This window comes from Ruegeria sp. C2, assembly GCF_056537765.1.
This window is the reverse complement of sequence record NZ_JBQFRZ010000002.1, coordinates 93,321-105,236: the sequence shown is the minus strand read 5'-3', so window position 1 is coordinate 105,236 and position 11,916 is coordinate 93,321. Positions and strand designations below refer to the sequence as shown.

At 58.7% G+C, this 11,916-nt stretch carries 15 protein-coding genes; 8 read left to right on the top strand and 7 right to left on the bottom strand.

All coding sequences use genetic code 11. The features are described from left to right. From lptC to ACR0IV_RS10245, 3 genes are read right to left on the bottom strand one after another with little or no spacing between them, the layout of a single operon-like run. Entirely contained in the window at positions 1-600 is a 600-nt protein-coding gene (lptC, locus tag ACR0IV_RS10255) for an LPS export ABC transporter periplasmic protein LptC (protein ID WP_480471113.1), read from the bottom strand. A 13-nt stretch (positions 601-613) separates the two neighbouring features. Further along, positions 614-1,576, bottom strand: coding sequence for a KpsF/GutQ family sugar-phosphate isomerase (locus tag ACR0IV_RS10250; protein WP_480660073.1), 963 nt, complete (start codon positions 1,574-1,576; stop codon positions 614-616). After that, positions 1,573-2,187 (bottom strand): ribonuclease D, encoded by a 615-nt coding sequence (locus ACR0IV_RS10245; RefSeq protein WP_480660072.1) that lies wholly within the window; start codon positions 2,185-2,187, stop codon positions 1,573-1,575. Before ACR0IV_RS10245 ends, ACR0IV_RS10250 begins: the two co-directional genes overlap by 4 nt. A gap of 132 nt (positions 2,188-2,319) precedes the next feature. Here ACR0IV_RS10245 and ACR0IV_RS10240 point away from each other — a divergent pair, with 132 nt between their 5' ends. From ACR0IV_RS10240 to ACR0IV_RS10205, 8 genes are all read left to right on the top strand, one after another. Further along, the gene (locus ACR0IV_RS10240; RefSeq protein WP_480471116.1) at positions 2,320-2,577 is read left to right on the top strand and encodes a metal-sensing transcriptional repressor; all 258 of its coding nucleotides are present in this window, start codon (positions 2,320-2,322) and stop codon (positions 2,575-2,577) included. Positions 2,578-2,580: 3 nt separating this feature from the next. Then, entirely contained in the window at positions 2,581-3,894 is a 1,314-nt protein-coding gene (locus ACR0IV_RS10235; RefSeq protein ID WP_480660071.1) for an MFS transporter, read from the top strand. A 63-nt stretch (positions 3,895-3,957) separates the two neighbouring features. Beyond that, positions 3,958-4,386, top strand: a complete 429-nt coding sequence (locus ACR0IV_RS10230; protein WP_480471118.1) for an Lrp/AsnC family transcriptional regulator — start codon at positions 3,958-3,960, stop codon at positions 4,384-4,386. 72 nt (positions 4,387-4,458) lie between these two features. Then, positions 4,459-5,139, top strand: a complete 681-nt coding sequence (locus tag ACR0IV_RS10225) for a transglycosylase SLT domain-containing protein (RefSeq protein ID WP_480660070.1) — start codon at positions 4,459-4,461, stop codon at positions 5,137-5,139. A 69-nt stretch (positions 5,140-5,208) separates the two neighbouring features. Beyond that, positions 5,209-7,236 carry a flagellar biosynthesis protein FlhA gene (gene flhA, locus ACR0IV_RS10220; RefSeq protein ID WP_480660100.1) on the top strand — a complete coding sequence of 676 codons (2,028 nt, stop codon included), beginning with the start codon at positions 5,209-5,211 and terminating at the stop codon, positions 7,234-7,236. Beyond that, a complete protein-coding gene (locus tag ACR0IV_RS10215; RefSeq protein WP_480660069.1) occupies positions 7,233-8,006 on the top strand; it encodes a flagellar biosynthetic protein FliR in 774 nt (257 codons plus the stop codon). The genes flhA and ACR0IV_RS10215 overlap by 4 nt, the downstream gene beginning before the upstream one ends. Next, the gene (gene flhB, locus ACR0IV_RS10210; RefSeq protein WP_480660068.1) at positions 8,003-9,091 is read left to right on the top strand and encodes a flagellar type III secretion system protein FlhB; all 1,089 of its coding nucleotides are present in this window, start codon (positions 8,003-8,005) and stop codon (positions 9,089-9,091) included. Before ACR0IV_RS10215 ends, flhB begins: the two co-directional genes overlap by 4 nt. Beyond that, complete coding sequence (locus ACR0IV_RS10205) at positions 9,088-9,450, top strand: hypothetical protein (RefSeq protein WP_480660067.1); 363 nt, start codon at positions 9,088-9,090, stop codon at positions 9,448-9,450. The genes flhB and ACR0IV_RS10205 overlap by 4 nt, the downstream gene beginning before the upstream one ends. 16 nt (positions 9,451-9,466) lie before the next feature. Here ACR0IV_RS10205 and ACR0IV_RS10200 read toward each other — a convergent pair whose 3' ends face one another. Genes ACR0IV_RS10200 through flgG form a run of 4 tightly spaced genes read right to left on the bottom strand, consistent with a single transcriptional unit; the run spans position 9,467 to position 11,906 of the window. After that, positions 9,467-9,964 carry a flagellar basal body-associated FliL family protein gene (locus tag ACR0IV_RS10200; protein WP_480660066.1) on the bottom strand — a complete coding sequence of 166 codons (498 nt, stop codon included), beginning with the start codon at positions 9,962-9,964 and terminating at the stop codon, positions 9,467-9,469. Between the two features lie 12 nt (positions 9,965-9,976). Next, positions 9,977-10,708 (bottom strand): flagellar basal body L-ring protein FlgH, encoded by a 732-nt coding sequence (gene flgH, locus ACR0IV_RS10195; RefSeq protein WP_480660065.1) that lies wholly within the window; start codon positions 10,706-10,708, stop codon positions 9,977-9,979. After that, positions 10,708-11,121 (bottom strand): flagellar basal body P-ring formation chaperone FlgA, encoded by a 414-nt coding sequence (flgA, locus tag ACR0IV_RS10190; RefSeq protein ID WP_480660064.1) that lies wholly within the window; start codon positions 11,119-11,121, stop codon positions 10,708-10,710. The genes flgH and flgA overlap by 1 nt, the downstream gene beginning before the upstream one ends. Beyond that, positions 11,121-11,906 carry a flagellar basal-body rod protein FlgG gene (gene flgG, locus ACR0IV_RS10185; RefSeq protein ID WP_480471126.1) on the bottom strand — a complete coding sequence of 262 codons (786 nt, stop codon included), beginning with the start codon at positions 11,904-11,906 and terminating at the stop codon, positions 11,121-11,123. Before flgG ends, flgA begins: the two co-directional genes overlap by 1 nt. Positions 11,907-11,916 lie beyond the last annotated feature (10 nt).

Sequence of the window (11,916 nt, the reverse complement as noted above, 5' to 3'; positions counted from 1 at the left end):
TTATCTTTCAGCTTTTTGCGGCTCGTATATCAGCTTCACGCCATCTGTAAAAAGAATATGGACCGGGCCATCCGTTTTTTCCGTACCAAAGGTCATCCGCCCGGCGGTAAAGTCACCAATCGGGCCGGTGCCGTCAATCTTGCCCGGACTATCACCACGTATTTCTTCCAGAGATGTGTTCAAGAGCTCAGTGGTAACCTGAATGCCATCAGCGGTGGTGATGACCACATTGCCTGAGAAGGTGGCGGTGCCCTTATCGGGCCGGATCATGCCGGTGTTGGATTCCAGCGTGATCTCACCCCCATTGCTCAGACCGAACCTGCCCTGCACTTCAGCTGCGGTAGGGTTGTCGCCTGTACTACCCTGGCTGGCACGGCGCGCTTCGACGCGAATTTCTTCGCCCTTGCGGGTTACCCCCTTGTAGTCGGGTCTGGTTATGACCTGATCGGTCAACCGTTCGTCAATCTCCTGTCCGCTGAACGGGACCGAAACATTGGTGTCGATGCTGCGCGACAAAAGGAACACGGTGGACAGCAGCAAAATGGCGGCCAGAGGCAGCACCACTTTCAGAAACTGTACCCAACGGGAATGACGGTCCAACGCAGACCCTCCCTCAGCCCAGACCAACGCGCAGGCAATCATGGATGTGCAACAGACCCAAAGCCGGGCCCCTGGTTTCAGGGTCCACTACAAAGAGCGACGTAATCTTGCGGTCATTCATGATCGCAACCGCTTCCTCTGCCATCGCATTTGGCGCGATAGTCAGCGGGTCTTCGGTCATCACTTCTTCGGTGCTTTTGTCCAGCAGCCCGTCCATGTTCCGGCGCAGGTCGCCATCCGTGACAATACCCTTCAGACGGCCCGTTTCATCCGTGACGCCGACAACGCCAAAGCTCTTCTGGCTCATGACCAGAAGCGCCTCGCTCATCGGTGTGCCAATGGTCACTAACGGTAAATCCTCATGCATTAGGTCGCGCACGGTGGACAATTGTGCCCCAAGTTTGCCACCGGGATGATAAGCGCGGAAATCCTCGGGCTTGAAGTCCCGATACTTCATCAACGCAATCGCCAGCGCATCCCCCATCGCCAGCGTCAGCGTGGTCGAGATCGAAGGCACCATGCCAAAACCGCAGGCCTCTCCCAGTGACGGAATCAGCAGATGCACGTCGGCCTGTTTCATCAGCGTGCTTTCGGGTTTGCTGGACAGGCCGATCAGAGGGATGCCAAAGCGGCGGGTAAAAGCCAGCAGGTTGGCCAGTTCCGGCGCTTCGCCGGAGTTCGAGATCGCCAGAACCACGTCGCCTTTGGACACCATGCCCAGATCGCCATGACTCGCCTCTGCAGGATGGACGAAATAGGCAGGTGTACCGGTGCTGGCCAGAGTTGCCGCTATCTTGTGGCCGATATGACCCGACTTGCCAATGCCGCTGATGATGATGCGGCCAGTCGCCTGCAGGATCAGTTGCACAGCCTCGGCAAAATGCTCATCCAGCCCCTCGGCCAGAACATCCAGCGCGCGGGCTTCGTCGGTGACAACCTGTCGGGCGGTTTTCAGGAAAGCTTCGGTATCAGTCATGAGTGCGCAAAGATATCCGTTTCGGGCCAACCAGCGAGATCGAGTTTCGCACGCATCGGCAGGAAGTCAAAACAGGCCTGTGCCATCTCGGTCCGGCCTTCACGCGCCAGTCGCACGTCCAGCGCCTCGCGCAGGCGATGCAGGTACAGCACATCCGAGGCCGCATAATCCAGCTGGGCGTCGGTCAGGGTTTCCGCACCCCAGTCGCTCATCTGCTGTTGTTTCGAGATATCGACGCCGATCAGCTCCTGGCACAGGTTCTTGAGCCCGTGCCGGTCGGTATAAGTGCGTACCAGGCGACTGACGATCTTGGTGCAATAGACCGGTGCAGCCAGCGCGCCGAATGCATGATACATCGCAGCAATATCGAAGCGGCCAAAGTGGAACAGCTTCAAAACATCGGGGTTTTCCAGCATCGCACACAGGTTCGGAGCACGCGTCTGCCCTTTCTCGACCTGCACGATATGGCTGTTGCCATCCCCGCCGGACATCTGGATCACACAGAGGCGGTCCCGATGCGGGTTCAACCCCATGGTTTCACAGTCTATGGCCACAACAGGGCCCAGATCCAACCCGTCCGGCAGGTCATTCTTATAAAGGTGGTTAGCCACGGAATTGTCCTTTGTGCGCTTTCGTCCCCGAAATAGGAGGTTTCACGAACAAACTCAACGTCATCAGCTCAAAGGTTGTTTCCGGAGTTTCCCAGCATTGACATATCCCCTAGGGGAGGATAGGGATACGCCATGACGACTCATACCCACCCTTCGCATCCTCAGATCACTGCGCGGCTGAAGCGCGCGCATGGCCATCTGGCCAAGGTTATCACAATGCTGGAAAGCCAGGCCCCTTGTGGTGACATCGCCCAACAGCTCTTTGCGGTTGAAAAAGCGATCACCAACGCCAAACGCGCCCTGATCCATGACCATGTCGACCACTGCCTGTCCGCCGGGGCAGACGGCCAGAGCGTCGAAGACTTCAAAACCATCACGAAATACCTTTGAGCCATGCTTAGCGTCCTGGAGAACCGCACCTATCGTCATCTGCTGGCCGCACAGGTCGTTGCATTGTCCGGAACCGGGCTGGCCACCGTTGCCTTGGGTCTTCTGGCCTTCGATCTGGCCGGAGAGGCCGCCGGGATGGTGCTGGGCACCGCGCTTACCATCAAGATGGTGGCCTACGTTACTATCGCGCCGCTGGCGGCCGCCTTTGCTGAGCGGCTGGATCGTCGCCGCATGCTTGTGGCACTGGATCTGGTGCGCGCGCTGGTGGCGCTCTGCTTGCCTTTCGTAACCGAAATCTGGCAGGTTTATGTGCTGATCTTCCTACTGCAATCCGCCTCTGCCGGATTTACCCCGACTTTTCAGGCCACCATCCCCGACGTACTGACCGACGAACAGGACTATACCAAAGCCCTGTCTCTGTCGCGTTTGGCCTATGACCTTGAAAGCCTGCTGAGTCCGATGCTGGCTGCCGCGCTGCTGCTTCTGGTCAGTTTCGACAGTCTGTTCTTGGGCACGGGTGTTGGGTTTGTCGCCTCAGCGCTGTTGGTGGTATCCGTTGCACTTCCCTCGCCCAAGCCATCGGTACGGCGCGGCATCTATGACAGAACCACGCGCGGCATCCGCATTTATCTGAAAACTCCACGTTTGCACGGGTTGCTGGCGCTCAGCTGGAGCGCAGCGGCACTGAGCGCGATGGTGATCGTCAACACCGTGGTGATCGTGCGCGCTGATCTGGGCCTGTCGGAAAGCGCCGTCGCGATTGCCCTGGCTGGCTTCGGCGGCGGATCAATGCTGGCGGCGTTCACCCTGCCCCGACTGCTGGAGCGCATTTCAGACCGTCAGGTGATGCTGAGCGGTGCCGCTCTGGCGACCGGCGCCATGGCTGTCGCCGCGGTTCTGTCCACGGCCCTACCGATGACGCTGGGGCTGTTGACGTTGATCTGGGCTGCGGTGGGCTTTGGCTATTCCACCACACTCACACCATCCGGCCGCCTGTTGACCCGCTCTGCCCATCCCGAAGATCGTCCGGCACTGTTCGCGGCACAATTTACCCTGTCTCATGCGTGTTGGCTGTTTCTCTATCCGCTGGCCGGGTGGTTGATGACTCAATTCGGCGCAACAGTGGTTATGGCTGTAATGGCAACTGCCGCAGTCTTTGGTCTGTCGCTGGCCGTGCGGCTATGGCCGCGCAACAGCCGTGCTGCAGTGGCGCACAGTCACCCGGATTTACCGCCGGATCACCCGCACCTCACAGGTTCAGGACCGCACGTGCATCCTGTGGTGATCGACGAGTTGCATCCGCAGATCCCGCGTTAGGCTTGAGCCCGCCCCGCAAACTGCCGTAAACCGAGACATGCCCCTGAAATGTCCGGAGTTTGCATGGACCAGCTTGACCGTCGCATCATCGCCGCCCTGCAACATAATGCGCGCGACTCAACGACCCGCATCGCGGCAACGCTGGGTGTGGCCCGGACCACCGTGCACGAACGTATCAATCGCATGGAAGAGCGCGGGATCATCGCAGGCTATTCGGTCGTTCTGCGCGAAACCGAGGACACACCCCGGGTTCAGGTCGTTGTCCTGCTGGAAGTGCAGCAAAAGGAAACCACACGGATCATCAAGCGGCTTGAGGCCTACCCAGAGGTCAAGCTTTGCCTGTCGATCAATGGCGAGTTTGACCTGCTGCTGTCTGCCGAGGCCCCCCGGATCGAAGACCTCGATATCCTCGTCGACGAGCTGGCCCGCATCCCCGGTGTGCTGCGTACCAACACCAGCGTTGTTTTTGGCCGCAGAATAGATCGGAGCTGAGGTGCGCTAACCCTCTGTAAACCGAAGACGGACTAGCTTGTCCGGGATTGATCAGAATCCCGGACCGGCAGAATGCCCCATCGTGAAACCCTGTTTGCGCTAAGTCTGGCGCTTATTGCACTGGCAAAGCCCGGCCATTCGGCACCGGGTGTTGAGACGGCAGCATTGTGCGATCAGGCCGCGCAACGGGCCGCACGGGCGGAGGGTGTGCCGCTGAAGGTGCTTAGGGCAATTGCGCGGGTTGAAACGGGCCGCACGGTCGACGGTGCATTGCACCCCTGGCCCTGGACCGTCAATCGTGAAGGACAGGGATATTGGTTCGCCTCCGCAAGCGAAGCCAAATCCTATGTCTTCAACATCTTCAAATCGGGAGTCCGCAGCTTTGACGTCGGCTGTTTCCAGATCAACTATCGCTGGCATGGCAGCGCCTTCCGCTCGATCGAGGCGATGTTCGACCCGGACGAGAACGCCACCTATGCCGCACGCTTCCTGAACGAGTTATATGCTGAGCTCGGCTCATGGCCCGCTGCCGCCGGGGCCTATCATTCACGCACTGAACATCTCGCTGCATCCTATTCCAACCGCTTTCAGACGGTTCTCGCACAGCTGGAGGGTGCCCGCGTGGACAGCGACCCGTTCACCGCATCAGCATCTCCGTTGATCTCACGCCCATCCTCACCTGTCGCCCGCACTACATTGGGGTCCCTCGTACCCCAATCCACCGGCGCGACGGCGTTCATCCCTTTCAACTAAGAGGTCCCTGTGCCCCGGATCGATATCCGCACCCTGTTCTCTCCGACCGTCCTGCTGGCGCTGGCACTGATGACCGTCATCGTGATGATGATCCTGCCGATGCCCGCTTGGGTGCTGGACGTTGGCCTTGCAGCTTCATTCGCGCTGGCGATCCTGATCTTTACCCTGACCCTGTTCATTGAACGGCCACTGGATTTCTCTTCCTTCCCGACCATCCTACTGGCCTCGCTGATGCTGCGGCTGTCGCTGAACGTGTCATCGACCAAACTGATCATCGGACAAGGGCATACCGGCACAAACGCTGCCGGAGACGTCATCGAGGGGTTCGCGCAATTCGTCATGAGCGGCAGCATCTTTCTGGGCCTCGTTGTGTTCGGTGTCCTGCTGATCGTGAACTTCATGGTCATCACCAAAGGCGCTGCCCGCATGGCCGAGGTCGGAGCGCGCTTTGCATTGGACGGCATGCCCGGCAAGCAGCTGGCCATCGACAGCGATATGTCCGCCGGTGCCATTGACCACCAACAGGCTAAAGAACGGCGTGAACGCGAGCAACAGGAGACCACTTTTTTCGGCTCGCTCGACGGTGCATCGAAGTTCGTCAAAGGTGATGCCATCGCTGGGCTGCTGATCACTTTGCTGAACCTCGTGATGGGTCTGGTCATGGGCGTGATCGTACATGGGATGCCAGTTTCCTCGGCGTTTGAGACATACGCGATCCTGACTGTTGGCGATGGACTGGTGTCGCAGATTCCAGCGGTGATCATCTCGATTGCTTCGGCCTTGCTGCTGGCACGCGGCGGTACGCAGGGCGCCACTGACAGCGCGATTTTCTCGCAACTCGGGCGACACCCCGCAGCCCTGGCAACCGTTGCGGTTCTGATGGTTCTTTTTGCGCTGGTGCCCGGTCTGCCGTTCCTTCCCTTCATTCTTGGCGCGGCGGCGCTGGGTTATGCCGCCTATTCCGGCCTGAAGAAACGAAAAGCTGAAGAGACCCGAGCCGAGGTTGCAACAACCGAGACCGACACCCCTGTCTCACAAGCCATCGGCGATGTGCTGGACCTGGATGACGTACATCTGGAATTCGCCCCCGATCTGGTCAGCATGGTGCTGAATCCCGGTACCGGGCTGGATGCGAGGATTGCCAATATGCGCACGTATGTGGCGTCAAGCTTCGGCCTGATCTTGCCCGAAATTCGCCTGACCGACCGCGCCGACCTACCTACCGGAACTTATGTCATCAAGGTACAAGGCGTCGAACAGGCGCGCGGTGTCCTGAACTCGGAACTGGTGCTGGCGCTGGTGCAGGAAGGCCAGGATCTGCTGCCCGACGGCACCGATGTGACCGAACCGGTTTATGGCGCACCCGCGCGCTGGATCCTGCCCAAAGATCAAGAAGCCGCAGCCATGAACGGGGCCACCATCGTGACCCCGCCCGAGATTTTGGCCACCCACCTGCTTGAGATCATCAAACAGAATTTCTCGCGCCTGCTGACGCTGAAATCCCTGCGCCGCCTGCTGTCCGAGATGACCCGCCTCAGCGATCCCACGCGCGCCGAAGCCAATCGCAAGCTTCTAGACGAATTGATCCCCGACAAGGTGCCGATCGATACCCTGCACGCCGTGTTGCGTCTATTGCTCGACGAGAGGGTCTCGATCCGCAACATGGCGCTCATTCTGGAAAGCGTAGCCGAGGCGCGGATGACCACAACTCAACCCGAGGGGATTTGCGAACTGGTTCGCCAGCGGCTGGGCTTTCAATTGGTGGCCGACATGAAACGCGAAGATGGCTCAATCCCGCTGATCCAACTGGCACCGGAATGGGAAGACACTTTCGCCAGCTATCAGATCGACGCCCCAAATACCGGCCTGGATGTCGCACTGCCGCCAAACCTGTTCAACAAGCTCGCTGATGGAGTGCATGACAGTGTTGCCAAATCCGCCGATCACGGGCTGTTTCCGGCCGTCGTCACCTCGACCCGGCGTCGGCGATTGCTGCGTACGATCATGCATGCCCGCGGCATTGCCAATCCGGTTCTGTCCTTCGAGGAAATCGGGCTGGAAGCGCGCCCGGCGCTGGTCGGTACGGTGCCTGCGTGATCGCTCTGCCACCCGAGCTTTTGCCGTATCTGGGGCAGACCCTTTGGCACCTCTTTGCCATCTTGCTGCGCATCTCGACCATGGTGTCCCTGCTGCCCGCTTTTGGTGAACGCAGTATTCCCGTGCGCGTCAAGCTGGGACTCTCCGTCGCGTTTTCCCTGATTGTTGCACCTGCAGTACCAAGCGCTGACACACCGCCCGGCTTCGGTAACATGATCGGCCTGATCGGGGTAGAAATCGCGACTGGTCTGGCACTTGGAATTGGCCTTCGCCTGTTTGTGTTGGCATTGCAAACAGCCGGATCCATCGCAGCACAAGCCACATCGCTGTCTCAGATTCTGGGCGGAGCGGCAGCCGAACCCGTACCTGCGATGGGATATTTGCTGACGCTGGCGGGACTGGCGCTTGCAGCCTTGCTGGGTCTTCATATCCGGGCCGCGCAATTCATGATCCACAGCTATATGCTGTTCCCTATGGGCACCCTGCCGCTTGCCTCGGATCTGGCGCAATGGGGCGTGACGCAGATATCACGCAGTTTCGGGTTGGCTCTTGCGCTGGCGATGCCCTTCGTTATCGCTTCGCTGATCTACAACCTGGCCCTCGGCGTCATCAATCGCGCCATGCCCCAGCTGATGGTTGCTTTCGTCGGTGCCCCCGCGATCACGTTTGCAGGTCTCTTTCTGCTGTTTGCCGGTACACCGTTGATCCTTTCTGTCTGGTCAGACGCTCTGTTCGCCTTCCTCGAAAACCCGCTCGGAGGGCCAAGATGAGCGCACATGACGATGACAGCGACAAATCATTTGAGGCGACCCCTCAAAAGCTGGAAAAGGCGCGCAAGAAGGGTGAGGTCGCCAAGTCCAATGATCTGTCTGCTGTGGCTGCGTATGCCGGATTGCTCACCGCGGTTGCGTTGGCGGGGCAATACACGGCGCAACATCTCGGAACCCTGTTTATTGTTCTTATTGATCAGTCTGATCGCCTCGGCGAATTGCTGACAACCGGTCCCGCCACCGCGCCGGTAACCGGTATCCTGCAGTCCATACTCGTGCCGGTGGCTGCCTTGTTCACAGTGCCCGCTGCCGCAGTGGTCCTCGGCCTGATTGCCCAGCGTGGTTTGGTCTTTGCACCTGAGAAACTGAAACCCAAGCCCTCGCGCGTCTCGCTCGTCTCAAATGCGAAAAACAAATTCGGTCGTGGTGGTTTTTTTGAATTCGCAAAAAGCTTTGTGAAGCTACTGATCTATGGCACTTGTTTGACCCTATTTCTTCACGCAAATCTGCCTGAGATCCTGTCATCCAGCGCGGCACCCGCACGATCTTCCGTGGTGTTGATGATGAACCTGCTATTCCGCTTCATGTTCATCGTCATCACCATTGCTCTGTCAATCGGTATAATCGACTATCTCTGGCAGCACGCCGAACATCTGCGCAAGAACCGGATGTCGCGCAAGGAGATCCAGGATGAGACAAAGGACGCTGAAGGAGATCCGCATGTCAAACAACAGCGCCGCCAGCGCGCGCAAGACATCGCCACCAATCAGATGATGGCGGACGTGCCCAAGGCCGATGTGGTGATCGTCAACCCGACGCATTACGCCGTCGCCCTTAAATGGTCGCGCGCCAGCGGAACCGCCCCGGTCTGTGTTGCCAAAGGGGTAGACGAAATCGCTGCCACGATCCGGGCCACGGCAAATCAGGCCAAAGTGCCCATCCATTCAGATCCGCCCACCGCGCGCGCACTGCACGCTACGGTCGAAATCGGCCATGAGATCAGCGAAGATTATTACCGTCCAGTCGCGGCCGCCATTCGCTTCGCCGAAGCCATGCGCAAACGCGCAAGAGAGCAAGTAACGTGACGCGCAAACGGATAACAGAGCTGATTACAGTCACCGAAGCTGGCTACCAGCGCGAACACCAAAAGCTGCAACCGTTGTTGCAGCGGGAAGCCAAAATTCTTGGCCAACTGGCGCAGTTGGATAAACAGTTGGCTGAGGTGAATATGCAGGGCGCGCAAACCGAAGGATATCGTATCACGGGCACCGATCTGCTGTGGCACAGCTGGGAATCTGCCGCACGGCGGGAGCTGAATACAGAGCTGGCACGCCTTAGGTCGCAGAAGCTTTCGGCCATGGATGATCTGCGTCACGCATTCGGCCGCAAACAGGCCGTGGCAGAACTGGCGCAACGCCTACAACAGGGCAAGCGCCGCGCATAAGAACACTAAAACCAGCTCAGGTATCCTGTCGGCTGACGCTCATGATCAGAACCTGAGACACGTCCTGCCCCAAATCCTTCTGCGCAACCTCAAGCAGTGCTTTCCGCAGGGCAGTCAGGTTATCCGACCGCGTAAACGCCCCATTAAACCCACCGCTATTGGCATGATCGAATAGCACCTGCAAAAATCTGTCTCTGAGCTTGGGCTCGATCTCGTAAAAGACATCCTCGATACCCGGGCTTACCTCAAGGCTGAGCGACATTGTGACCAGCGCAGAAATTTCATCCTCTGCAACGACCGGAACCACAAATTGCTTGGTAAGCTTCAGGTATTCCTGTGTCTTCTCGTTGTCGTCTTTACCAGATTTGGAGTTCTTCTGTTTCCCTTGGTCAGCTTTGGCATCGGCCTTATCCTCGGCTTTTTCCACCTCTCCAGCGGGAGCTAGAATAACGCCAGCCCCGACACCCGCTGCGAGGCCCGCCATCAGGCAGATGATTGGCAACAGTTTTCCCATCACATCACCACCTCAGAACGGCAAAACCGTATCAAGAACCTGCTGCCCATATCGCGGCTGTTGCACATCCGTGATCTGGCCGCGGCCTCCATAGGACACGCGCGCCGAGGCAATCTTGTCGTAGGTGATCTCGTTCTGGCGTGAGATGTCTTCGGGGCGAACATATCCCGCAACCAGTAACTCACGCAGTTCGAAATTCACGCGCAACTCCTGCGAACCAGTGATCGACAACACGCCATTGGGGAGCACGTCGACAACCGTCGCAGCCACGCGTAGGGTCAGTTTCTCTTTGCGCTTGACCGATCCTTTGCCCTTGCTGACAGAGGCCGAGTCGATCGATACAGCCTCATCCAGAGAGGCTCCTTCAGGTAAACGTTCCGCCGCGCGTTGCGGCAACCCAAAGAGGCCGGGTACAGACAGGCTTTCCGAACCCGCGCGCGAGCGGTTTGTGTCGTTCGAAATTTCAGCTTTTTCATCCAGCTCAATCACGACTGTCAGAATATCGCCCTTCTTCATCGCCCGTTGATCCCCGAGCAACGAATGCTGACCACCGCTCCATAGCGAGGCGCGATCAACTGTGCGCTGTGGTTGACTGTGCAATGGCAGGCCGGGCCACAGCATTGCGACATGTTCGGGCGATTCAGTATTGGGTGTCAGGCTTGGAGGTCTACCCAGATGATCCAGCCGTCCACAGGCCGTAATGCCCAGCACTGTGCAGAGCATGAGTTTCGATAGATTAGACATCACTTGACCTCAATTTGACCATCGGCGCGGATTACGCCCGTTACCGTTGTGCGCGACGACAAGTTCATCACCCGGATACGCTCACCCACTGCGCCACGCCCCAAGGCACGACCCTCGGCGGTAATCGAAAGCGCGACACGATCGAACACCAACGTCACCAGATCGTTCCGACCCACGATCGCGGGCGGGCCGATATCCGACAAACTGATCGGCCTGCCGGGGTAGAGCGCCACGCGCGCCTCCTGCCCGACAAGCCTGGAAACCTGCTCGACCGCGCCGGCGATTTCGATGGTTTTGATCTCCAGATCCGAGGCGACGATAATCTCTTTCGCGCGGATCGTTCGTGTCGGCACGACAATTTCTGCGAAAACCGCGAAAGGGCTCAGCGCTAGGATACAAACCAGAATTCGCATCAGCGGACCTGCGTTGTGGCACCCATCATCTGGTCCACTGCCGAGATGACCTTGGCATTCATCTCATACCCGCGCTGTGCCTCGATCAGCTCGGTCACCTCGCGCACCGCGTCGACCGAGCTGTCCTCAAGATACCCCTGCCGCAACGTGCCCAGACCATCCTCGCCCGGAGTACCGACGACAGGTGCACCCGAGGCTTCAGTCTCTTTGAACAGGTTGCTGCCCACAGCCTCAAGCCCTTTGGCATTGGAGAAACTGGCCAGCGTGAACTCCCCTAATAATTGCCCTTCGGCGGTATCGTCAAAATAGGCATAAACTTCGCCCGCGGCGTTGATCGAGATGGATCTGGCGTCGTCCGGGATGGTGATTTCCGGTGCGACGGCAAAGCCGTCCGAAGTGACGATAAGACCTTCTGCGGACCGCTTCAGGCTGCCGTCTCGCGTGAAGGCAGATTGTCCGTTAGGCAGGGTCACCTCAAGATAACCGTGGCCTTCAATCGCGACGTCCAGGTCACTTCCGGTTGCCGACAATCCGCCCTGTTCCAACTGCACAGTCACGGCGGCCGGACGCACACCCAGACCCAATTGGATGCCCGTTGGCAGCACCGTTCCGTCCGAGGCATTCACCGCCCCTGCCCGCGCCATTTGCTGATAGTGAAGATCGGCAAACTCAGCCCGGCGTGCGTTATAGCCTGTGGTATTCATATTCGCGAGGTTGTTCGAGATGGTCTCGACCCGCATCTGCTGCGCGGTCATACCGGTCGCGGCGATTTTCAAAGCCCGCATGTAAGTATCT

What these genes read in the sequence shown, in the direction of transcription:
- ACR0IV_RS10250 (WP_480660073.1), bottom strand. Translation starts at nt 1,576, where the DNA reads ATGACTGATACCGAAGCTTTCCTGAAAACCGCCCGACAGGTTGTCACC.
- flhB (WP_480660068.1), top strand. Translation starts at nt 8,003, where the DNA reads ATGAGCGCACATGACGATGACAGCGACAAATCATTTGAGGCGACCCCT.
- ACR0IV_RS10235 (WP_480660071.1), top strand. Translation starts at nt 2,581, where the DNA reads ATGCTTAGCGTCCTGGAGAACCGCACCTATCGTCATCTGCTGGCCGCA.
- ACR0IV_RS10225 (WP_480660070.1), top strand. Translation starts at nt 4,459, where the DNA reads ATGCCCCATCGTGAAACCCTGTTTGCGCTAAGTCTGGCGCTTATTGCA.
- flhA (WP_480660100.1), top strand. Translation starts at nt 5,209, where the DNA reads ATGACCGTCATCGTGATGATGATCCTGCCGATGCCCGCTTGGGTGCTG.
- ACR0IV_RS10230 (WP_480471118.1), top strand. Translation starts at nt 3,958, where the DNA reads ATGGACCAGCTTGACCGTCGCATCATCGCCGCCCTGCAACATAATGCG.
- flgH (WP_480660065.1), bottom strand. Translation starts at nt 10,708, where the DNA reads ATGTCTAATCTATCGAAACTCATGCTCTGCACAGTGCTGGGCATTACG.
- ACR0IV_RS10240 (WP_480471116.1), top strand. Translation starts at nt 2,320, where the DNA reads ATGACGACTCATACCCACCCTTCGCATCCTCAGATCACTGCGCGGCTG.
- ACR0IV_RS10200 (WP_480660066.1), bottom strand. Translation starts at nt 9,964, where the DNA reads ATGGGAAAACTGTTGCCAATCATCTGCCTGATGGCGGGCCTCGCAGCG.
- flgG (WP_480471126.1), bottom strand. Translation starts at nt 11,906, where the DNA reads ATGCGGGCTTTGAAAATCGCCGCGACCGGTATGACCGCGCAGCAGATG.
- flgA (WP_480660064.1), bottom strand. Translation starts at nt 11,121, where the DNA reads ATGCGAATTCTGGTTTGTATCCTAGCGCTGAGCCCTTTCGCGGTTTTC.